A 22,162-nucleotide genomic window follows, 5' to 3' on the forward strand; every position below is an offset into this window, starting at 1 on the left:
TCCATTCGGGGAAGGGCCCCGGCGTTCACAGCCGGTCGACCGGTATCTTGAGATAGGCGACGCCATTGCTCTCGGCAGGCGGCAGGCGTCCCGCGCGCATGTTGACTTGCACCGCGGGCAGCAGCAGGCCGGGCATCGCAAGTTCGGCATCGCGGGCACGGCGACGTGCGACGAATTCATCCTCGGAAATGCCGTCGCGCGCGTGGACGTTGCCCGCCCTCTGTTCGGCGACGCTCGTTTCCCAGCAATGTTCGCTCCGCTCGGCGGTCAGATAATCGTGACACATGAAGAGCGGCGTTTCGCGGGGAAGTTCGAGAATGCGGCGTAACGACCTGAAAAGGGTCTGGGCATCGCCACCCGGAAAATCGGCGCGCGCCGAGCCGTAATCGGGCATGAACATCGTGTCGCCGACGAACACGACGTCGCCCACGACATATGCGACGCACGCCGGAGTATGGCCGGGAACGTGGAGGACGGTCACCGGAAGTGCGCCAATGGCGAACCGGTCACCGTCCGACCAGAGGCGGTCGAAATCCGATCCGTCGCTCCGAAAATCGGGACCGGCGTTAAAAATGTCGCCGAACACCGTCTGGACGTCGCAGATATGCTCACCGATTGCGATCGCACCGCCAAGGCGATTTTTGAGCCATGGCGCCGCCGAAAGATGATCGGCATGCGCGTGCGTTTCGAGAAGCCAGTCGATGACGATCCCCGTAGCGCGCACATAATCGGCGATCGCCTCGGCCGACGTCGTCGAGGTCCGTCCTGCGGCCGCTTCATAGTCGAGCACGCTGTCGATCACCGCCCCGCGCATCGTTGCAGGGTCGTGGACGACATAGCTGATCGTCGAGGTTGAGGGATCGAAAAAGGCGTGTACCGCCGCCGCGCCCTTTGCCGTACCGCGCAGTTGATCGGTGGCAGACGCCAACGCGGCATCGCCATGCCCGGCGCCGTTCGGGCCGTCCGCCGCGCTCATGACGGGAGCGGCCCGAGATGCGGTTGCGCCGGATCACAGCGCCGGAAATGGGTTGCGAAGTCGGCTATTGCGCCGATGATCCATTCGGAGAAGCGCGCGCCAGCTTCGGCCGAAGCGAGCGCGGGGTCGCCCTGCCCGACCCCGTTCGAGGCAACCTCGGTAACATCGAGCGGCAGCGCAACCTCGAAATCGCCGAACATCACGCTCGCAAACTGACTCGTCGTCGGAAGACCGAGCGCGCTCGAACGCTTTGCCGGCTGCGCTGCGCCCATCCGCATCAGTTCCGGTGTCAGGTGCATCCCGACCGAAGTGACGGGATCGGCGCCATGCCCGCGTGCGTCGGCAGCATGGGCACCATGCACATCGTGCCACAGGCCGTCGGGGATCATCCGCCACAGGTTGAGCGACGCGATCATGATGCCGCGCTGGCGGCGGATCGCGTGCGCGACCTGCGCGATCAGCGGCGCGTTGGTCGAATGGCCGTTGCAGACAATGATGTGGCTGAGGCCATGGTCGAGAAAAGCGGTAACCATATCCTCAAGCAGCATGGTGAAGGTTTCGGCGCGCAACTGGACCCCGCCGGCCGCGCCGCGAAAGAAATCGGCATGACCGAAAGGCAGCACCGGTGCGCAAATCGCGCCGGCACGCTCGGCCGCCGCGAGAGCGAGGCGTTCGGCGAGCACGAAGTCACCCATCGGTGCATGCGGCCCCTGTTGCTCCTGGCTCCCGAGCGGAAGCAGGATGGGCGGATTGTCGGAGAGCCGCGCGCGAAATTCCGGCCAGCTCAGGTCCTGCAACGCGTGGAGCCGCTTGTGCGGGACCTGCGCCCCACCGCCGCCGCCCGCTCCAGCCTCAACGCCCGCCATCGGCGGCGCCCATATAAATGGCGTTGAACAGCAGCTTGAAGGCGCCGTGCGTCTGGGCGCGCAACGCGACCTCGGGACCGAAAAGAATGATGCGACCGTCGCCGCGATCCACCTCGACGATCGCAGCCGCGCCGTCGAGCCGTTCGAGCCCATGCGCCCAGCCGCTTCGCAGCCTCGGCACGCCCGCGAAACGCACCGGCACCTGAACGCCCGGCGCACCCGGCTTGACCTTCCAGACCGGGCTGTCGTCGAAGAAGACATCGACCTTCGCAGGCATGCCATAGGCAAAGGCGGAGGACCGATCGACCGATGCTTCGAGGAGCGCGCCAGGCACATAGAATTTGCTGCGCGGAGGACGCGCCGTTTTGCCGTCCGCCGTCTCGGCAACCGCGTCCTCGACCGGCAGGTCCATCGCCTTTGCGACCGCCTGTGCCGAACCGCCCATCGCGATCAGCGATCCGCCCGCATCGACAAAGGCCTTGAGCGCAGGAACCGTCTTTTCGGTGGTCACCGAACCAAGCCAGCTGCGATATTCAGCAGGAATCGCTTCGGGCTTCGGCTGTTTATCGTCGCCGCGGCCGCGAAACATGCCGTCGCCGCTGGCGCGCGCGGCCGACGGCTGGAAAGCCGCGTGCGGCAAGATGATCAGGTCGAAATCCTTGCGGAGCCTCCCGGCATCGAGCTGTTGCGGACGAACGATGGTGAAAGGAAATTCATGCTGGTCGAATATCCAGCGCATCCAGCCCGTCGGCATTAATCCGCCATAGATATCAACCAGCGCGATACGCGGCCGCTTCATCGCGGCGCGTTCGCCCGCCGGAGCCGTCGCCGCGCGCTCTACGTCAAGCCCGAGGTCGGCGGCACTCGCCTCGACAATGCGTTTTGCCGCTGGGCTGGCAGGCACCCACAGCGCGCCCGGTTCGGCAGCCGCGCCCGCGACTGCGACCGGATCGTGTAGCCACGACACCGGCTGGCCGGCTTTCAGAAGGCGGTTCGAGAGGATGAAGCTGTTGTTCGTGCCGTGCCCGACAAGATAACCAGCCTCGCCTTCGCCGACGATCCGGCCCGGGCGATTGGCGAGGATTGTGCCGACCCGTTCCGATGGCACATCCAGCGCATCGAGAACGCGATCGAAGCCCACGCCCATCTGGAAAGCCGGGGTATAGCCCGTCGCATCAGCCGGCGGGATCGGCGGACCACCGGGATATTCAAAATTCTCGGGATAATCCTGAGGTTCGAACATATCGAGGATATGCGGGCGATAAGCTTGGGCGGTGCGGACGAAATAGGTCCCGGCGGGCCAGGATTTCCCGTTCGCGCTGAAGGGCGCACTGGCGCGGTCAACGTCGACACCAAGCTTGATCAGCGCGTTGAGGAAGCGGATCGCGGTCGGATAGTCGCGCTGGCCGGGGTCGATGACATAAGCGCGTGCATCGCGATTCGCCGGATTCTTCATCACCGCATCGTAGAAGCGGGGGTCGATCGAGCTGCTGCCGCGCGTTCGCGTCGCGACGGGCTTGGCACCGGTCGCAGCGCTCGCGGCGTGCATCTCGGCAATGCGCGTCGGCGTCATCGTCCAGCTGTCGGTGCTGCCGCGCGCGATGCTGTTCGCACCCATGCGATAGATGTTGAACAGCAGTTTTTCGCGGTTGGCGGCGGCATAGCTCAGTACCGCGCGATTGATCGTCATGCTGTATTCTAGCGACTGGCCGATGTGCCATTTCTGCGGTGCGATCGGCGCAGGCTGGTTGTTACCCGGAAGCTGGCGTTCGGGAACAAGCTCTATGTCAATCGGGACCGGCTTGCCGATCGTCTCGGTCAGGATACCGATTGCGTTATGGAAATAGGAGATCGAGCGCAGATTGCCGTTGTACCAAGTGTCATAATGCGCGCCATCGCGTGAGGTGCCCCCACGCTTGCCGTCGGCGAGCAGGCGCGACTGCATCGCTGCCCCCACCTCTTCGAGGCTTGTCATCACGAGTGGATCGAAGTTGAAATTAAACGGGTCGCGGAACGGCGGGATGAAGACAACGGTGCCAGCAGGACCGGTCTGATGCTGGTTGAGCACGACCTGCGGGCGCCAGTCGCGGAACAGAACACGCGTGATATTCTGCGTCTCGGGCATTTCGGCCATATAGAAGTCACGGTTGTTATCGTGGCCGACATAAGCATGATACAGTTTGGGCAGGCTTTCAAAGCCCGCCTCGCGCTTTGCCGGATCCTTGATCCGCATATACCAGTTGGCGACAAGTTCCTGCCCGTCGGGGTTGTTCGCGACGAAGAGCATGATCACATTGTCGCGGATGCGCTTTGCTTCGGCGTCGTCGCTGTTCACGAGGTCGTAGACCTGCTGGATGATCGCCGAATGGGTCAGCGTCTCGGTCGCGTGAATTCCGCCATCGACCCAGATCACGGCCTTGCCCTCGGCCGCCAGCGCGCGTGCCTGCTCGTCGGTCAGCCCTTCGGCGCGGCCGAGCCGTTCCGAGATATCCTTATATTTGTCGAGCATCGCGAGATTTTCCGGCGAAGAGACGATCGCCATGAGCTGGCGCCGCTTTTCGACCGTCGGGCCGATGTCGACGAGCTTGATGCGATCGCTGACGTCGGCGAGCTTCTTCCAATAGGTCGACGTCTCGCTGTAGCTGGCAACATAGCGATCCTCACCCATGTCGTGACCCAGCACCTCCTTTGGCGTCGGGACCGGCCCTGCGATCGCAGCGCTCGTTGTCATCAGCCACGCGCAAGTGGCGGCAACTGCCAGTCGTTTCATAGTCGGGACCCTCTTGGTTGACAGGTGGTGCTTAGCGATCGAGCGCGGTGGCCTGATCGGGCGCTTTCATGCGGAGCAGGAAGACGAGTGTCAGCGCGGCGGCCGACATGACGTAGAAGGCGGGCGAAGCGAGCGCGCCCGTCTGCTGGATCAGCAGGGTCGCGATGAAGGGCGCGAAGCCGCCGAACAGCATCACCGCGCCATTATAGCCGACCGAGAGCGCCGAATATCGCACCCGCGTCGGCAGCAGCTCGCAGAGAAAGGTCGGCGCGCAGCCGCTGTAGAGGCCGCTCAATATTCCCGCCGCAATCGCCGTCGCATATATGGTCCACGGCGTCTGGAAGGTGGCCATCGCATAAAAAAGCGGAAAGACGAGCAGCAAGAAACCGGTTGCGCTGGCAACGAGGAAGGGCTTGCGGCCGAAGCGGTCCGACAGATGGCCAGCGAGCGGGATGACCGCGATATTGACAAGCGTGCCTGCGGTGATCGCCAGCAGCACGGTGCCGCGCTCGATGTGCAAGAGTTCGGTCGCATAGCTGATCAGGAACGCGCCGAAAGTATAGCCGGCGACGCACCAGATGATCGCGACACCAAAGACGTTGGCGACCGCGCCGCGATGATGCGCGAGCACTTCGCGCATCGGGCTGATCGAGCGGTCCTCGCTCGCGGCGCGGTAACGCGGCGTCTCGCGGACGCTCCGGCGCAGATAGAAACCGACCGGTGCGACGAGGAAGCCAAGGAGGAACGGAATGCGCCAGCCCCAGTCGATCATCTGTTGTTCGGTGAGGAGCGCATTGAGCAGGAGCGACGTCCCGAGCGCGGACAGGATGGCAAGGCTCGTGCTGAGTTGCTGCAGCGCGCCATAAAAGCCGCGCCGGTGCGGCGGCGCATATTCGACGAGGAAGGTGGTTGCGCCGCCCCATTCGCCGCCCGCGGCAAAGCCTTGCAACAAGCGGCAGAGGACGAGCAGGATCGGCGCCGCAATCCCGATCGTTGCGTAGGATGGGATGAGCCCCGTCGCGCCGGTCGCGCCGGCCATGAGCAACATGGTAAAGACGAGCGCGGTCTTGCGGCCGTGAAGATCGCCGAAATGACCGAGAACCATTCCGCCCACCGGGCGCATGACGAAGCCGACCCCATAGGTCGCGAAGCTCGACAGGATGATCGTCACCGGGTCGGCCTCAGGAAACATCGCGCGCCCGATCTGGGCGGCGAAATAGCCGTAAATGATGAAATCGAAGAGCTCGAACCAATTGCCTATCATCGCCGAGCCGAGCGCGCGCGCGGTTTCACGGCGCGTCGGTTCGACAGGACTGGCGGGAACCTCGGTCGCGTCCATCGCTCGCTCTCCCCTAGACGGCCGCACGCGCCGCGCCGCGCATCACTTCACGTCCGCCGGGGGCGAGGGCTTCACGAGCGGGGTCGAGACATGGCGCGGCGTGACAAGCGCGCCATCCTCGATCAGCCACTGGCCATCCTTGATAACCTGTTCGACCCTGGCCAGATCGTCGAGATTCTCATCCGGACGCCCGTCGACGACAATGATGTCGGCCAGCTTGCCGGGTTCGATGCTGCCAAGTTCGTCGCCCATGTCGAGGAGCCGAGCGTTGACGATCGTTCCCGCTTTCAGCGCGTCGGTTACCGAATAGCCGCCCCGCACGAACCATTTGAGTTCGGCGATATAGCTGTTGGGCACCATCAGGCTCGCCTCGCCGATCGAGTCCGTGCCGACACCCATGACGATGCCAGCAGCCTTCATTTTCTTGAATTCGTCGAAATTGCCCTGACTGGTCATCGTAAAGCGGCGCGAAGTAGAGCCATAGAAGCCGCCGGCGCGGTCGAGCAGATTCTGATAGACCTGCAGCGTCGGCACGGCGGAAATCTTCTTCTTTGCCATCTTGGCGATCGCGGCATCCGAGCGCGGCAGCGGATGCTCGATCATGTCGATACCCGCGTCGACCGCCATCTCGGTGTAAATCGTTTCGCAGTCGCAGGTGACCTTGAGCCCGAGCAGATGCGCTTCCTCGATTCCGGCGCGGACTTCGTCCGGCGCGAAGTGGCTCGCGATCTTGATGACGCTTGCGCCCTCCTTGAATGCCTTGCGCACCATCCCGCGCCAGGCATCGGGACCATCGACTTCTTTCGCATAATCGGGACCATGGCTGGGGATGACCGGGCGCTCGGTCGCATGGCCGCCGGTGCCGGTGATGATCCATCCTGCAGCGAAAACGCGGGGAGCCGGGATCATACCCGCCGCGCTCCACTGGCTGAGAAGGAATGGCGCGTTGCTCACGCCATTGAGATCGCGCACCGAAGTGAAACCGGATTCGAGGAAATAGCGAAGATTGCGCTGGCCGCGCAGCGTCCCCGCCCCCTCGCTGCCCTGTTCGTCGAAAGGCGAGGCGCGGTCGGGATAGGTGACGTGCGTATGCATGTCGATCAGGCCCGGCATCACGGTTTTGCCCGTGGCATCGATGATCTTCGCGTCGGCACCCCAACCGGTCGCATCAGGCGGCAGCACCGCCTTGATCCGGTTTCCCTGGATAACCACGGTCGCGGGGCGGACACTGCCACTCACCGCATCGAACAGCCGCCCGCCGCGAATGACGAGCTCGGAACCGGCTGCGGCGACGGGCATCATCGGAATACGGAGGGGATCTTCGCTCGTCCGCGCATCGGGTGCGATGAAGGGGCGGCGGTCATTGAGCTTCGCGACGGAGTCGCCGGCGGGCGCCTGCGCGGAGGCGGCGGCCGAAAGGGCAAGAAGAGCCGCTGCGGCCGTGGCCCCGAAACAGGTCCCTACAAGGGACGACTGGAAGGACAGTTTCGCTTTCATGGCGGACAGCGGCTCCTTTGAAGTGAGGACGGGCGCTCGATTCGGCCTGAAAGGCCCGCCCTCGTTGGTTAAGACGCAGCCTGACGGGTTCACCCCACCAGACATTTTCAGGTTCATGCTTTTTCTTCGCCCTCACCCGCTGTGGCGGTGCGGGCATGGGCGACGATGTCGCGGTGCGTCGCGAACCACGCCCCGCGATCGGCAGCGTGGCCGAGAAGCTCGTCGAGAATCCAGATGCGCGACCGCGCGGCGATGATGTGCGGATGGAGCGTGAGCTGGAACAGCCCGCCCGCCTCGCATGCGGCATCGAGTTCGCGGCGGAAGATGTCGAACACGTCAGCGGGTGCAAGGTGCGGCCGTGCCGAACCAAAGCGATCCATCAGGAAATAGGGTGCATCGTCGCGGATCCATTCGACCGGAAGCTCGGCAACGCCGCATTCCTCGCCGTCGAGCAGCAGCTCGTAGCAATCCTCGTCGGCCATGAGCGAGCTGTCATAGGCGAGCCCCATGTCGCGGATCGTGCGAAGCGTGCCCGGACCGAAATCCCAGGACGGTGTACGGATGCCAACGGCGCGTATCCCGCAGACCCCCTCGATCGTATCAGCGGCGCGCAGCATAAGATCGCGCTCGGCCGCTTCGGGCAGCACCGAATTGCGTTCGTGGATCCATCCGTGAAGGCCGATTTCATGACCCTCGGCGACGACGCGGCGCTGTTCCTCGGGATGGAGGAGCGCCGCCACGGCTGGCACGAAAAAGCTCGCGGGGACGCCGCGGCGCGCCAGCAACTCCAAAATTCGCGGCACACCGACGCGCGCACCATATTGACCCCAGCTCAGCCGCGAGATGGAACGTCCACCATCGCGCAGTTCATTGGTCTCATGATCGCTGTCGAACGAGATGGCGACCGCGAATCCCTTGCCGTCCGGCCAGGCTGCAGGCGCAAGCCGGCGTCCCGCGCGCACCCGGTTCACTCGCCCGCGCCATTCGTCTTCGCCCCATTGCCATGGCTCGCGCATTGCCTCGTCGGTCATGCCTGTCGCTCCCTCATCGGCTGCCGCCATCAACGCTCAAAATCTGGCCGGTCACGAACCCCGCCCAATCCGAAGCGAGAAACAGCGTTGCGCCCGCGATGTCCTGCGCGCTGCCAAGCCGGCGCATCGCGATGCCGCCGAGAATGTCCGCCTGTCGCTCGGGGCCATAGGCATCCCATTGGCGGCGCGTGGCTTCGCCGGTGAGAACGAGGCCCGGCGCGATCGCATTGACCCTGATGCCTTGCGGGCCGAGTTCGTGCGCGAGTTGCCGAGTCAGCCCGAGAAGCCCGTGCTTCGCGGCGCAATAGGCCTGAATTCCGGTGAGCGATGCTCTGAGCGACGCGCCCGAACAGATGTTGACGATCGCGCCCGAGCCCGCCTTCGCCATCGGACGAACACAGGCACGCGATAGCGCCATCGCGGCATTGAGGTTGATGTCGAGGACCATATCCCAGTCGCTGTCCGACAGCGTCTCGAACGGCCGATGCGTCTGACCCGCCACGCCGCCCGCATTGTTGACGAGAATGTCGATGCCCCCCGCCGCGCCGACAATCGACTCAATCCAGCCCGCCGCCGCGGCGCGGTCGCAAAGATCGACCACCATGCATTCGACGCCAGCCGCGCTGAGGGCTGGAAAGGCGGAAGGATCGAGATCGCATCCGAACACCCACGCGCCCTGCGCACGAAAGGCCTGGGCAATCGCTACGCCGAAGGCCGAACCCACCCCGCTGACAGCGACGGTGCGGTTTGCCAGATCAGGCAATGATGGCATCGGCGAGTTCCGCAAGATGGGCGTCATCCTGTACCGCCGTGCCATTCTCGATCCGGTGGATGAGCGCGATCAGCCCCGACAGCGCAGGTGTCGCGATGCCGCGCGCGGCCGCGATGTCGGCGACCATGCCGAGCTGCGCATCGACCTCGGTCTTTCGGCGATGGATCGCGAGGTCGCGCCAAACGCCCGAATGCGGCTTGGCGCCGCCGCGATAGAAATCGGCGATCGCCCGGATACTCGCCGCGCTCTCGGCCGGGCGCGCCCGAGCGCCAAACGCAGCGGGGTCAAAACCGTTGAAGCCGGTGGGTTCGACGCCTTCGGCGCGCGCGGTCCTGATCGCCTCACCGGCGAGCGCGCGCCAGAGTGGCAGCAGTTCGGGCCGGTCGAGCGTGGCAGCGATTCCTGCGGTTGCGGTAGCCTCCGCAAACAGCAGCGCGGCATATGCAAGCTTGCCCCAGATGAAGGCCCATATGTCGGGCGTCGCGACCGCTTCGGGTTCGAAGTCGCCGAGCAACCGCCAGAACGCATCGAGACGTGCGGTCGTCGTCCCGTCCCATTCGCCGAGCGCCACCGCGCCGCGATTGCCGAGCATGATCTTGCCGTCGCCGATCCGGTCGGCCCCGAAGTTGACGAAGCCGACGACAACGCGTTCGCGCCCCAGCACATCGGCGGCGATGCGCGCCGCAAGGCCGTTCTGCAAGGTGAGCAAGCAGCCGCTATCGGCGAGATGCGGTGCGATCATCGCGGCGGCGGCGGCGGTGTGATGCGCCTTCACGCAGAGCATGACCTGGTCCCACTGCCCCGCAAGTTCGCCGGGCAGCCAGGCGCGGACCGCACCCGCCCGCACGCGTACCGGACCTTCGACGATCAAACCCCGCGCTGGGTCGCGGAGCGCCGCGACATGACCGGCGTCCATGTCCACAAAGTCGACGCTATGACCCGCATCGACGAGCGCGGCGCCGATCGCGCCGCCCACTGCCCCCGCTCCGCAGATGAGGATGCGCCCGCTCATGCCGCGCCGCGATTGTCGAGACGCGCCGCGATGGCGGAAGCCGCGGCACGAAGCGCGCGCTCGATCTCCTCTTCCTTGCCGACCACGCGCGGCGAGATGCATCCCGCGTTGACCGCGCCGACGACGCGGCCGTCGGCGAGCCGGATCGGCACCGCGACGCCGGTGCCCCCGAGTGCATATTCCTCGGCGACGACCGAGATGCCGCTGCGCGCCGCTTCGTCGATCCGCGCCTCGATCATGGCGCGGTCCGTCAGGCTGTGCGGCGTGATCGGCATCGGATCGACATGATCGAGTAAGGACGCGCGCGCCTCGGGCGGCATTTGCGCGAGCAAGACGCGGCCGATCGCAGTGCAATAGGCGGGCAGTTCCCGGCCAAGATCGATGTCGTAGCGGATATTTTCGTGGGTCACCGCCTTGGCAAGCAGACGGACCATTCCCTTGTCGGTGAGCGTTGCAACGATCGCCGTCTCTCCGATCGCGTCGGCGAGTTCGCGCAGCACCGGCTCGGCAACCGCGATGAGCCGCGCCGCCTGCCCGCCCCATCCGAAACCGCCGCTGCGAAAATTGTCGTTGAGCCGATAGCGATCGCCTTCGCCGCGCACCGCATAGCCCCGCCCGGCGAGCGTGCGCAGCAACATCAACGTGCTGCTCTTGGGCGCGCCGAGCCGCTCGCACGCCTCGGCAAGCGACAGCCCGTCCTCGGCACCTGCGAGCAGTTCGAGAAGGTCAAGCACACGTGAGGCAGATCGAACGCTATCGTTCATATATGTGAACCATATTTGTCATGTTGAACGAGATGGCAGCAACGCCTATGAGTCGTCAAGCCCTTCGGCCGGGCATCGACTCAGCAGCAAGAAGGCCCATCATGACATCAGACGAACAAGCAGTCGCCACGCTCAGCCATTGGCTGGCGCTCGAAAGCCCGACCCACGATGCCGCCGCGATCAACGCGATGCAGGACATGATCCTGGCTGAAATCGCGAACGAGCCGATGACGGTCGAGCGGATTCCGGGCCGCGACGGGCTGGGCGATTGCGCGGTACTGCACGCGGGTGCGGACAATGGCCGGTCCGCGATCCTTGTCGTCACCCATGTCGATACCGTGCACCCGGTCGGCACGCTTGCGGGCGCGCTTCCGGTGCGCCGCGATGGTGACCGGCTTTATGGGCCCGGCGCCTATGATATGAAGGGCGGCATCTATCTTGCGCTGATGGCATTTCGCAACGCCGCTCGCCTCGGCGCGGCGATCGGCCGGCCGATCCGCTTTCTCCTCTCGCCAGACGAGGAGATCGGCAGCCCGACGACGCGCGCGCTTGTCGAAGACCTTGGACGCCGGTCGAGCCACGTTCTCGTGATGGAGCCCGCCCGGCCCGGAGGCGCGGCGGTCACCGCGCGCAAGGGTGTGGGCTGGTTCGACGTCGAAGTCGAAGGCCGGCCCGCGCACGCGGGTTCGCGCCACCAGGACGGACGCAGCGCGATCCGCGAAGCCGCGCGGCAGATTCTCAAGGTCGAGGAAATGACCGACTATGATCGGGGCACCACTGCAACGGTGAGCCAGATCGGCGGCGGCACCGCGATCAATGTCGTGCCGCACCAGTGCCGCTTCGCAGTCGATGTGCGCATCACCAACGCCGCCGAGGGCGAGCGGATGGAACGCGCGATCCTCGGGCTCGAGGCGATGGGCCCCGATGTCGCGCTTCGGGTAGGAGGCGGGATCAACCGGCCCGCCTATGAACGGAGCGAGGGCGTTGCGCGGCTGTTCGAGACGGCGCGGGCCGAGGCCACCACGCTCGGTTTCGATCTGACTGAAGTGCCGATGGTCGGCGGCGGGTCGGACGGCAATTTCACCGCGGCGCTCGGCATCCCGACGCTTGACGGGCTGGGCGTCGATGGCGACGGCGCGCATACGCTCGACGAATATTGTCTCATCTCGTCGATCGAGCCCCGGCGCCGGCTCGTCGAACGGCTCCTCCAGACGCTCTGACCGAGAAGCCCGGCACTGGCGTCGCGGCGAACCGCGAAGCCGGTGCGGGATTCAGCGCGGCATGTTCCGCGTCAGTAAAAGCCGAGATTGTCGATTTCGCCCCAGGCGCTGGCCCCGGCGTCGCGCTGGACGACGACCCCCACCTGCACGAGATCATCGCCGCGCCAGGACGGCGTATCGCCGCGCCCCGGACGCGTCGCCGCGAGGGCGGTGAATGGCACGCGCAGTTCGGACCAATCCTCCTTCGCCTCGATCGGCGCGGTGAATTCGCCGGCGAGCGTGTTGACGACAAGGAGATAGCGGCCGGCGCCGCGCATATCGAGCCGGACGCCCGCGAAGTTGCGCGCATCGACCGGACGGACCAGGCCGCGGCTCAGGGGCACGAGAATGCCGCCCTCGGGCTTGTCCTTGAGCGACATTTGCACCGCGAAGGCGAGAGCCGAACCCTCGCCGCCGGCGTGGAGAACGCGGTTGGAGACCACAAAGGAACGTTCGACGCCGCCGTCCATGTCGGTCAGGCGCAGCGTATCGAGCGCGCTGCGTCCATCGGCACGTTCGAAATCGTCGATCAGCGCCGCGGCGGGCGATGCCGGCAGCCTGGTGGCGAGATTGCCCGCCGGCAGTTTGACCCCACCGCCGTGGACGAGCTTGCCATCGATATAGACGCGGTCGATCCGCTCGACGTCGCCGATCGTCTCCCACGGCTTGCCGTCGATGAGGACCAGGTCGGCGCGCTTGCCCTTCTCGATCGTGCCCCGGTCGCCCGCAAGGCCCAAGGCGAGCGCGCTGTTCGAGGTGCCAGCGAGCAGCGCCGCCTTCGGCGTGAGACCAGCCGCGACGAGCAATTCCATTTCCTGGAGAGTCGAGACGCCATGCTTGGCGCCGCCGATCCCGGCATCGGTGCCGACCGCGATCGTCACGCCTGCGGCGTGGAGATTGCGGACATTTTCTTCGGCGAAGCCATATTTGCGGATACGGAGACGCGTCGCGGCATCATCCTTGCGCCCGGGGCCCATCTCATCGGGTTTCAGCTGATAGATGGCGAGCGTCGGGGCGTAGAAGGTGCCCGCTTTCTTGATCCGGGCGATAGCGTCAGCGTCGAGTACGCCGTCCTGGATACTGTGCGCGATCACGTCGATCCCGGCATCGGCCGCGAGCTTGCCGCGTTCGACGGTCACCGTGTGGGTGAGGACGCGCTGGCCATGCTTGTGCGCCTCGTCGGCAAGTGCGGCGAGCGTTTCGACATTCATCGAAGTTTCCTCGGGCAACTGGCCGTAGCGCCAGCCGTCGGCGAAGGCCTTGATATAATCGGGCCGGTAAGGCTGGAGGGCCTGCACCTCGCGTCGCGCGCTTTCGGGGGTCGCAACCCATTTGGTGGTATGGGTGTCGCCCCAGTCCGCCCCGTGGCCGCCGGGCGTGCTCATGCGTGCGACGAAATTGACGTGGGGCGCGTAAATATCCGCAAGCCAGGCGCGGCGCGGCGCGAAAGCCTCGGGCTGCTGGTGGAAGTCGTTCACCGTCGTAACACCGCTCGCGAGATAGGCGCTGGCGATCTGTGGCAGGGGGCCGGGTGAGCCCGATGGCGACCAGTGCGTGTGAACGTCGATAAAGCCCGGCAGCAGCGCCTTGCCGTCGGCGCGAACGACCTTGGCCCCTTTCGGAACCTTGACGTCGGTGCCGACCGCTTCGATCCGGCCGTCACGCACGACGACGGTTCCGCGATAGGGGTCCTTTCCGGTCGCATCGAAGATCGTCGCGCCGGTGATCGCGAACACCTCGCCGCCCGGTTCGGCAAGCACCGACTGGCTGGCCCAGCCAAGGCCCGCGGCAATTGCCGTTCCCGTTACGAGCATCTTCCGAAAACTGGCCACGCATGTCTCCTCGATCATCTGATTGTCACCCTGCCCTGCTTTGACGCAGTGGCGGCGCATAACCCCACCAGCCTGTTCGGTCCCTGCCCGCCATGTCGCAACAAAATGCGCTTGTCGACCGCATTGCTGCTGCGGAACCTCGCCGCGCCTGCGTCTCTGCTTCCTGTACGCCCCGGCCGGGGCGAAGCCGGAACGGGACAGTCATGAACAGAGCTTTCGCCTTCATCCTTATCTTCGCCATGGTCGCGGGCATCGCGGCCGGCTGGTTCGTCAACTCGAATTTCCCCGCGGCCAAGGCGGCCGAAATCGCCGACAATCTCTCGATCCTCACCGATCTCTTCTTGCGCCTCATCAAGATGATCATCGCCCCGCTGGTCTTCGCGACCCTCGTCGCAGGGATCGCGCACATGGAAGACGCCGCCGCGATCGGCCGCGTCGGCGCAAAGACGATGGGCTGGTTTATCGGGGCCTCGATCGTGTCGCTCTCGATCGGGCTCGTCATGGTGCATCTGCTCCAGCCCGGCGCCAGCCTCGCGCTCGAGCTGCCGACGACGGGAGCCGACGGCATCGTCGCGACGGGCGACTTCTCGCTTAAACAGTTCGTCACCCACCTCATCCCGCAATCGATCGTCCAGGCAATGGCGGAGAATGAGATTTTGCAGATCGTCGTATTCTCTGTTCTCGTCGGTTCGGCGGTGGCCGCGATCGACGACAAGGCACCCGCCGTGCTCGCGCTGGTCGAGCAGGTCGCCGCAATCATGCTGAAGGTCACCGGTTTCGTGATGAAAACCGCGCCGGTCGCGATTTTCGCTGCGCTCGCCTCGACCATCGCGACCCAGGGGCCCGGTGTACTCGTAACCTATGCGGGCTTCGTGTCCGGCTTTTATCTTTCGCTCGGCGTACTCTGGCTCGTGCTGTTTCTCGCTGCGCTCGCCATCATCGGGGCACGCGCCTTCGGCCTTTTTCGCGGCATCCGCACCCCGGTCCTGCTGGCCTTTTCGACCGCGAGTTCGGAAGCCGCTTATCCCAAGACGATGGAGGAGCTCGAGAAGCAAGGCGTCAATCGACGCATAGTCTCCTTCGTCCTGCCGCTGGGCTACAGCTTCAATCTCGACGGTTCGATGATGTATTGCACCTTCGCCGTGCTTTTCATCGCGCAGGCCTATGGCATCGACATGACCATTGGCCAGCAGATCACCATGCTGCTCCTGCTCATGGTCACGTCGAAGGGAATGGCGGGCGTCCCGCGCGCCTCGCTCGTCGTGATCTCGGCAACGCTCGCTTATTTCAAGCTGCCCGAAGCCGGACTGCTCCTCATCCTCGCGGTCGACCATCTGCTCGACATGGGCCGCTCGGCCACGAACGTCGTCGGCAATTCGGTCGCCGCTGCGGTCATCGACCGCTGGGAAGGCCGACGCATGGCGCGCGAAGCCGCCGCGGGCGAACCCGCACCCGCCGAACAACTACCCTCCCTCGCAACCAAGGAATAATCATGTCGCGTATCGAAAGCCGCCTCGCCAGCCTGGGAATCGAACTGCCCGAGGTCTGCCCGCCCGTCGCCAACTATGTTTCATCGACGCGCTCGGGCAACGTCGTCCAGATCTCAGGCCAGCTCTCGACCCATACGGGCGGCGGGATCAAGGGGACCGTGGGATCCGACTGCAGCCTTGCCGACGGCATCATCGCGGCACGATTTTGCGCGATCAATCTCATCGCCCAGTTCAAGGCCGCGGCCGGCGGCGATCTGGGCCGCGTCGCGCGCGTCCTCCGGCTCGGCGGCTATGTTCAGGCCGGCCCGGAATTCTATGAAATTCCGTCGGTGATGAACGGTTGCTCGGACCTTATCGTCGATGTGTTCGGCGAAGCCGGCAAACATGCTCGCTCGGCCATCGGCGTCTATCGCCTGCCGTTCAATTTCGCTGTCGAGGTCGATGCTTCGATTGAAATTGTCGATTAATTTAGTAGACAATCACACTAAGATTGCTAAGGGCTCGTCCCACATAAAGTTGCCTTCGCGTAAGGCCGGTTGAAATTTTCTGCCGCACATTGGTGGGGATTTCATCCGGCGTTGCGTCAGAGTGAATTGAGATGGGCGTCCACGACCCATCCGCTCGCATGGAGGACGACACAGGGTCGACAATCAGGGGACATTGCATGCTTACGCTTCATACACCGCTTCGCCGAGCCTTGCTGCTCGCATCCTCTTCGCTCTGCCTTGTCGGCGCCGGGACCGCTTATGCGCAGGACAGCGGAGCCGAAGAAACAGGTGCCGCCGATTCGGCAGGTTCCGAAATCGTCGTGACCGGCAGCCGCATCGCCGGGTCGAAGATCACCGATGCGCTGCCCGTCACCGTCGTCGGTGAAAGCGAAATCGCCGCCACTGCCGCCGTCTCGGGCGACGACCTCTTCCGTTCGATCCCGCAGATGGGCGACGTCTCCTTCAACAGCAGCAACGGCCAGACGAGCAGCAACTTCGCGCGCGGCGACATCGGCTCGGTCGATCTGCGCGGCCTGGGCGTCGGCAACACGCTCGTGCTTCTCAACGGCCGTCGCGTCGTCCAGCATCCGGGCAGCCAGGCCAGCGCTTCGCTCGCCCCCGTCATCACCTACAACACCAATGCGATCCCCGTATATGGCATCCAGCGGGTCGAGGTGCTGCGCGACGGCGCTGCGGCCCTCTATGGCACCGATGCGGTCGCCGGCGTCGTGAACACGGTGCTGCGCGACAATATCGACGGCGGCAGCTTGTCATTTCAATATGGCGGCGGCGAAGGCACGGGGCTGCGCGAATTCAATGCTTCGGGCTATCTCGGCAAGGATCTCGCCGAAAACCGCGGCAATATCTCACTCCTTTTCAACTACACCCGCCGCACCGCGCTGACCTCGCAGGACCAGGATTTCACCGCAACCGGCGATCACCGCGACTTCTCCGATTTCGCCGGCACCGTCTTCGCGGGAAACAATGCCCTCGATGACCGCAACACGCTCTCGCCTTGGGGCGATTTCACCACCGGTGTCCGCGTCCGCCAGAATGGCGCCAACGTCACGACCAATGCCGGTGTCTTCTCGATCCAGCCAACCGCTAATGGCGGCTGCTCGGTCGCGCTGGCGGGCGGCATATGCATCGATGACGGCACCCGCGCAACGACCGGCGCCGACCGCAACACGCGCTGGAACGCGCAAGCAAATTACCCGATCTCGATCTCGCCGAAACTCGACCGCGTCAACCTGTTCGCGAGCGGCCATTATGATCTGTCGGACAGTGTAACGCTGTTCGGCGAAGCCGGCTATTATTACGGCAAGACGCGCAGCGTGCAGGACAGCGTTTTCACGATCGGCTCGATCCGCATGTCGATCCCCGGGTCGAACTATTGGAACCCGTTCGGACCGGTCACCTTCGCCAACGGCAGCATCAACCCGAACCGCCTTCCCGGCATCGACGCGCCGGCGGCGGGCCTGCCCGTCACGATGACCAACTATCGCTTTACCGACATGGGGCCGACCATCGTCGATGTAACCAATCGCCAGTTCCGTACCCTCATCGGGCTGCGCGGCGAGGCACTCGGCTTCAACTGGGAAACCGCCGCCGTCTATTCGGAGGCCTCGGTGCGCGATACGCAGGACGGCATCAGCGCGACATTGCTCCAGCGCAACCTCGCGCTCTCCACCCCCGATGCCTATAATCCGTTCAACGGCGGCAACCCGGCCGATCCGACCGGCATAGACACCAGCCCGAGCAATCAGGCCGCGCTGGATGCGATCCGTGTCAAGAGCGTGCGGCGCGGCAAGGCAACGCTCGCCATGTGGGATTTCAAAGCTTCGAAGGCCGATCTGTTCGCACTGCCCGCAGGCAATGTCGGCATGGCGATCGGCGGCGAGGTCCGCCGGGATTCGCAACTCGACGATCGCGACGAGCGCATCGACGGGACGATCAAATGGACCGACACAGTCACCGGTGTCGTCCAGGACAGCGACCTCTTCGGCGTCAGTCCGACCCCCGACACCAAAGGTTCGCGCACTGTGTTCGCAGCCTACGCCGAGCTCGCGGTGCCGCTCGTCGCGCCCGAGATGGACGTGCCGCTCATCCGCAGCCTCGAGTTGCAGTTTGCGGGTCGCTACGAACATTATTCGGACTTCGGCAGCATCGCCAAGCCGAAGGTCGCAGCGGCATGGGATCTTTTCGAAGGCTGGCGCATCCGTGGTTCGTGGGCACAAGGCTTCCGCGCGCCCAACCTTGAGCAGACCAACGCGACGATCATCACCCGTGGCAATACGCGCACCGATTACATCCGCTGCGAGGCGGATCTGCGCGCCGGACGCATCGCGACCTTTGGCAATTGCGCACAGAGCTTCGTGACCACGGGCCGCCGGGCGGGCAATCCCGACCTCAAGCCCGAGACGTCGAGCACCTTCACCGTCGGCACCGTGCTCCAGCCGCCTATCTTCAATAGCGGGAGCGTTCGTACCACCTTCACCGTCGACTATTGGCAGGTGAAGCAGAAGGGCATCGTCGGCGTCTATGGCGAAGGCAATGCGCTCATCAACGACTATCTCCAGCGCCTGCAGGGCTCGACCGATCCGAATGTGGTGCGCGCCGCCCCGACCGCCGACGACATTGCGTTGTTCGCCGGAACGGGCATCGCGCCGGTCGGCCAGGTGCAATATGTCGACGACATCTATCGCAATCTCGAACCGCAGACGGTGCGCGGTATCGACTTCGGTTTCAACCTGTCGGTCCGCGACACCGGCATCGGCACTTTCGATTTCGGCGCCAATGCAGCCTATCTGCTGAAATATTTCCGCGATGCGTCGCCCGATATCCAGACCCTGCTCGATGCCCGCGCGGCGGGAACGATCAATGTCGACACGATTATCCCCGAAGGCGGCAGCCTGATCCGGCAGGACGGACTTCCGAAATGGCGCGGCTCGGCCTCGCTGACATGGAAGCTCGGGCAGTTCACTGCGGGCGGCTTCGTAAGCTACACGGGCAGCGTCCTCGACAATGATATCTCGGTCAACGGCGAGAATCTGCTCCTCAAGGCCTACACCACCGGGAACCTCTATCTCCAATACGACCTCAAGGGCGGTTTCACCGACGGTACGCAGATCAGGGTGGGGGTCCGCAACATCACGAATGCGCGGCCGCCACTCGATTCAAGCGCCTTCGGCTATATGGGCTCGCTCTATTCGCCCAACCCGCGCTACTGGTATGCCAGCGTGAAGAAGAATTTCTGATCGCTCTCCCGTCCCACCGCCGCGCTTTCCGGCGCGACGGTGGGATTGCCGCCCTTCCCATCGTTTCCGCACAAGGTGATCCCGGCGTGACACGAAAGCTTACCGACAACTTCTTCCGTCTGCACGGCCGCCGCGCCGCGCGAACCGCGCTCCTTGGTACCGCGCTCGCGCTGCTTGCCGGCTGTTCGGCCGCCGCCACCTCGGCGCGTCCAGCCGATACGCCGCCGCCCGTCCCCCAGCCAAGCGAGGCGGCCACCCCGGCTCCCTTCGCGAGTACCTATCGGCCACGCCCCGCGGCGGACACCGCGATCGTCGGCGCCTCGATCCTGACTGGTACGGGAACGCGGATCGACAATGGCACGGTGCTGATGGCGGCGGGCAAGATCGTCGCGGTCGGCGCCGATATCGCGGTCCCCGATGGCGCGCGCGTCATCGACGGCCGCGGCAAGTGGGTCACGCCCGGTATCATCGACGCGCATTCGCATCTGGGCGTCTTTGCGGCGCCGGGTGTTCAGGGCCATGCCGACGGCAATGAGAATATCGACCCTTATACCGCGCATGTCTGGGCCGAGCATTCGGTCTGGCCGCAGGACCCGGTCTTCACCAAGGCACGCGCCGGCGGCGTCACGAGCCTGCTCATCCTTCCAGGCTCGGCCAATCTCTTCGGCGGTCGCGGCGTCAGCGTGAAGAATGTCCCCGCGGTCACCGTCCAGCAGATGAAGTTCCCCGGCGCTCCCTACACGCTGAAAATGGCCTGCGGCGAGAATCCGAAGGGCCGATACGGCAGCCGTGGCCGCGCGCCTGCGACACGCATGGGCGAAGTCGCGGGCTTCCGCCGCGCGTGGATCGATGCCGCCGAATATGGCCGCAAGGTCGATGCCTATGAGAAGAAACGCGCGCGCGGCGAGGCTGCCGAGGCGCCCAAGCGCGATCTTGGGATGGAGACGCTGGCGGGCGTTCTCAAGGGCGACATTCTTGTCCAGAATCATTGCTACCGCGCCGATGAGATGGCTGTGATGCTCGATGTCGGCCACGAGTTCGGTTACAAGACGCGCGCTTTCCACCATGCCGTCGAGGCCTATAAGATCGCCGATCTGCTCGCCGCCGATGACGTCTGCGTAGCGACTTGGGCGACGCGCTGGGGCTTCAAGATGGAAGCTTATGATGCGATCGAGGAAAATGCCGCGATCCTCAGCAGGGCCGGCGTCTGTGTGGCGATCCACTCAGACGAGCAACGCCTCGTCCAACGCCTCAATGTCGAAAGCGCGGTGGCGATCGCCGCCGGGCGCCGCGCCGGCATCGACATTTCGCAGGAAGAAGCGATCAAGTGGATCACCATCAACCCCGCGAAGATCATGGGGATCGCCGACAAAACGGGGTCGCTCGAGCCCGGCAAGATGGCCGACGTCGTGCTGTGGAGCAAGAATCCCTTCAGCGTCTATGCGATCGCCGAGAAAGTTTTCATTGATGGCGCGCTCGTCCTCGACACCAGCGATCCCGCCACCCGCTACAAGAGCGACTTCGAAATCGGCCAGCCGGTCGGGGAGGAATGAGATGAAACGCCACTTTCCGGCCTGCGCCGCGCTTGCCCTGATCCTCACCGCGACGGCAGGCGCCTCCCCCGCCATCGCCCAGTCCTTCGCAATCACCAATGCGCATCTCGTCACCCCCGGCCCGGTCGGCGAGGTCGAAAACGGCACGGTCGTCGTGCGCGATGGCCGCATCGTCGCGGCCGGCCCCGGCCTCGCGGTTCCCGCAGGGCTGCGCACGATCGACGCCAGGGGCGCGACGGTTACGCCCGGCCTGATCGCGGTCAACACCGCGCTCGGGCTCGTCGAAGTCAATTCGGTGCACGGGTCGGTCGACACCAAGACCGGGAATTCCGGGATCAGCGCCTCGTTCGACGTTCAGTACGGTCTGAACCCGGCCTCGACGCTCATCCCGATCGCCCGCCTTGGCGGGGTCACCCATGCCGTCGTCATGCCCGATTACGACGACAGCGATCAGGAACGCGAGCTGCCCTTTGCCGGCAAGGCTGCGATGATCTCGCTCGGCGAGGGCGCGAACATCCTCCACCGACCGGGCATCGGCATGATGCTCGAACTCGGCGAGGACGGCGCTGCGCGCATCGGCGGCTCGCGCGCCGCAGAATTCGTCCAGCTACGCCAGATCTTCGACCTGGCACGCCAGGCGCCGCGCGACGAATATCCGTTCGAAATGTCACAAGCCGACGTCGCGGCGTTGAAGCCCGTGCTCGCGGGCACGATGCCGCTGATCGTCGTCGTGCACCGTGCCGCCGACATTCAGCAAGTGCTGAGGCTCGCTCGCGACTATAAGCTCAAGATCATCTTGAGCGGCGCGGAGGAAGCCTGGCGCGTGGCCAGCGAGATCGCGGCGGCAAACGTGCCCGTCCTCATCAACCCGACCTCGAACATACCGTCGAACTTCGACATGCTCGGCGCTTCGCTGCGGAATGCCTCGATCCTGAAGGCGGCGGGGGTCGATATCGCGATCGGCGGCAACGACGCCGGCCACCGCGTGCGCGAGATGCGCTACAATGCAGGGCTCGCCGTATCGCGCGGCCTTCCCTACGCCGCAGGTATCGAGGCGCTCACGCTTGCGCCCGCGCGGATCTTCGGCGTCGCCGACCATATGGGCTCGATCGCGCCCGGCAAGGCGGCCGACATCGTGATCTGGGACGGCGATCCGCTCGAACCGCTTACCCAGCCGAGCGCGATCTTCATCGCCGGAAAAGAACAGCCGCTGACTTCGCGCGCCACCGAACTCGGCAAGCGCTACACGCGCTGAC

General features: G+C 65.0%; 16 protein-coding genes. 6 read left to right on the forward strand and 10 right to left on the reverse strand.

Annotated elements, in window-relative coordinates; genetic code table 11:
- Positions 1-25 precede the first annotated feature (25 nt).
- From ACSYDV_RS01830 to ACSYDV_RS01870, 9 genes are all read right to left on the reverse strand, one after another.
- On the reverse strand, positions 26-976 hold the full coding sequence (locus ACSYDV_RS01830; RefSeq protein ID WP_438322032.1) for an MBL fold metallo-hydrolase: 951 nt from the start codon (positions 974-976) through the stop codon (positions 26-28).
- On the reverse strand, positions 973-1,842 hold the full coding sequence (locus ACSYDV_RS01835; protein WP_438322033.1) for a creatininase family protein: 870 nt from the start codon (positions 1,840-1,842) through the stop codon (positions 973-975). Before ACSYDV_RS01835 ends, ACSYDV_RS01830 begins: the two co-directional genes overlap by 4 nt.
- Positions 1,829-4,612: a M14 family metallopeptidase gene (locus ACSYDV_RS01840; protein WP_438322034.1), complete on the reverse strand. Its 2,784-nt coding sequence runs from the start codon at positions 4,610-4,612 to the stop codon at positions 1,829-1,831. Before ACSYDV_RS01840 ends, ACSYDV_RS01835 begins: the two co-directional genes overlap by 14 nt.
- 31 nt (positions 4,613-4,643) lie before the next feature.
- Positions 4,644-5,951 carry an MFS transporter gene (locus ACSYDV_RS01845; protein WP_438322035.1) on the reverse strand — a complete coding sequence of 436 codons (1,308 nt, stop codon included), beginning with the start codon at positions 5,949-5,951 and terminating at the stop codon, positions 4,644-4,646.
- 42 nt (positions 5,952-5,993) lie between these two features.
- Positions 5,994-7,448, reverse strand: coding sequence for an amidohydrolase family protein (locus ACSYDV_RS01850; protein WP_438322036.1), 1,455 nt, complete (start codon positions 7,446-7,448; stop codon positions 5,994-5,996).
- A gap of 113 nt (positions 7,449-7,561) precedes the next feature.
- Positions 7,562-8,479: a polysaccharide deacetylase family protein gene (locus tag ACSYDV_RS01855; RefSeq protein WP_438322037.1), complete on the reverse strand. Its 918-nt coding sequence runs from the start codon at positions 8,477-8,479 to the stop codon at positions 7,562-7,564.
- Between the two features lie 13 nt (positions 8,480-8,492).
- Positions 8,493-9,251, reverse strand: a complete 759-nt coding sequence (locus ACSYDV_RS01860) for an SDR family NAD(P)-dependent oxidoreductase (RefSeq protein WP_438322038.1) — start codon at positions 9,249-9,251, stop codon at positions 8,493-8,495.
- Positions 9,235-10,263 carry a ketopantoate reductase family protein gene (locus ACSYDV_RS01865; RefSeq protein WP_438322039.1) on the reverse strand — a complete coding sequence of 343 codons (1,029 nt, stop codon included), beginning with the start codon at positions 10,261-10,263 and terminating at the stop codon, positions 9,235-9,237. Before ACSYDV_RS01865 ends, ACSYDV_RS01860 begins: the two co-directional genes overlap by 17 nt.
- Positions 10,260-11,027: an IclR family transcriptional regulator gene (locus ACSYDV_RS01870; RefSeq protein WP_438322040.1), complete on the reverse strand. Its 768-nt coding sequence runs from the start codon at positions 11,025-11,027 to the stop codon at positions 10,260-10,262. Before ACSYDV_RS01870 ends, ACSYDV_RS01865 begins: the two co-directional genes overlap by 4 nt.
- Before the next feature lie 101 nt (positions 11,028-11,128).
- Between ACSYDV_RS01870 and ACSYDV_RS01875 the strand changes: the two genes are divergently transcribed.
- Positions 11,129-12,247, forward strand: coding sequence for a M20 family metallopeptidase (locus tag ACSYDV_RS01875; protein ID WP_438322041.1), 1,119 nt, complete (start codon positions 11,129-11,131; stop codon positions 12,245-12,247).
- A gap of 71 nt (positions 12,248-12,318) precedes the next feature.
- On the opposite strand, the gene ACSYDV_RS01880 is transcribed toward ACSYDV_RS01875, so the two are convergent.
- Positions 12,319-14,118: an amidohydrolase family protein gene (locus ACSYDV_RS01880; RefSeq protein ID WP_438322042.1), complete on the reverse strand. Its 1,800-nt coding sequence runs from the start codon at positions 14,116-14,118 to the stop codon at positions 12,319-12,321.
- Positions 14,119-14,321: 203 nt separating this feature from the next.
- On the opposite strand from ACSYDV_RS01880, the gene ACSYDV_RS01885 reads away from it, so the two are divergent.
- The 5 genes from ACSYDV_RS01885 to ACSYDV_RS01905 all read left to right on the forward strand — a co-directional run bounded on the left by ACSYDV_RS01885 (position 14,322) and on the right by ACSYDV_RS01905 (position 22,161).
- Positions 14,322-15,608: a dicarboxylate/amino acid:cation symporter gene (locus ACSYDV_RS01885; RefSeq protein WP_438322043.1), complete on the forward strand. Its 1,287-nt coding sequence runs from the start codon at positions 14,322-14,324 to the stop codon at positions 15,606-15,608.
- A gap of 2 nt (positions 15,609-15,610) precedes the next feature.
- The gene (locus ACSYDV_RS01890) at positions 15,611-16,075 is read left to right on the forward strand and encodes a RidA family protein (protein WP_438322044.1); all 465 of its coding nucleotides are present in this window, start codon (positions 15,611-15,613) and stop codon (positions 16,073-16,075) included.
- Between the two features lie 197 nt (positions 16,076-16,272).
- Positions 16,273-19,353 (forward strand): TonB-dependent receptor domain-containing protein, encoded by a 3,081-nt coding sequence (locus tag ACSYDV_RS01895; protein ID WP_438322045.1) that lies wholly within the window; start codon positions 16,273-16,275, stop codon positions 19,351-19,353.
- Positions 19,354-19,439: 86 nt separating this feature from the next.
- A complete protein-coding gene (locus ACSYDV_RS01900; protein ID WP_438322046.1) occupies positions 19,440-20,906 on the forward strand; it encodes an amidohydrolase in 1,467 nt (488 codons plus the stop codon).
- Position 20,907: 1 nt separating this feature from the next.
- Positions 20,908-22,161: an amidohydrolase family protein gene (locus ACSYDV_RS01905; RefSeq protein WP_438322047.1), complete on the forward strand. Its 1,254-nt coding sequence runs from the start codon at positions 20,908-20,910 to the stop codon at positions 22,159-22,161.
- Position 22,162: the final 1 nt, after the last annotated feature.

It is taken from the genome of Sphingopyxis selenitireducens (assembly GCF_051550705.1).
Taxonomy (GTDB): domain Bacteria; phylum Pseudomonadota; class Alphaproteobacteria; order Sphingomonadales; family Sphingomonadaceae; genus Sphingopyxis.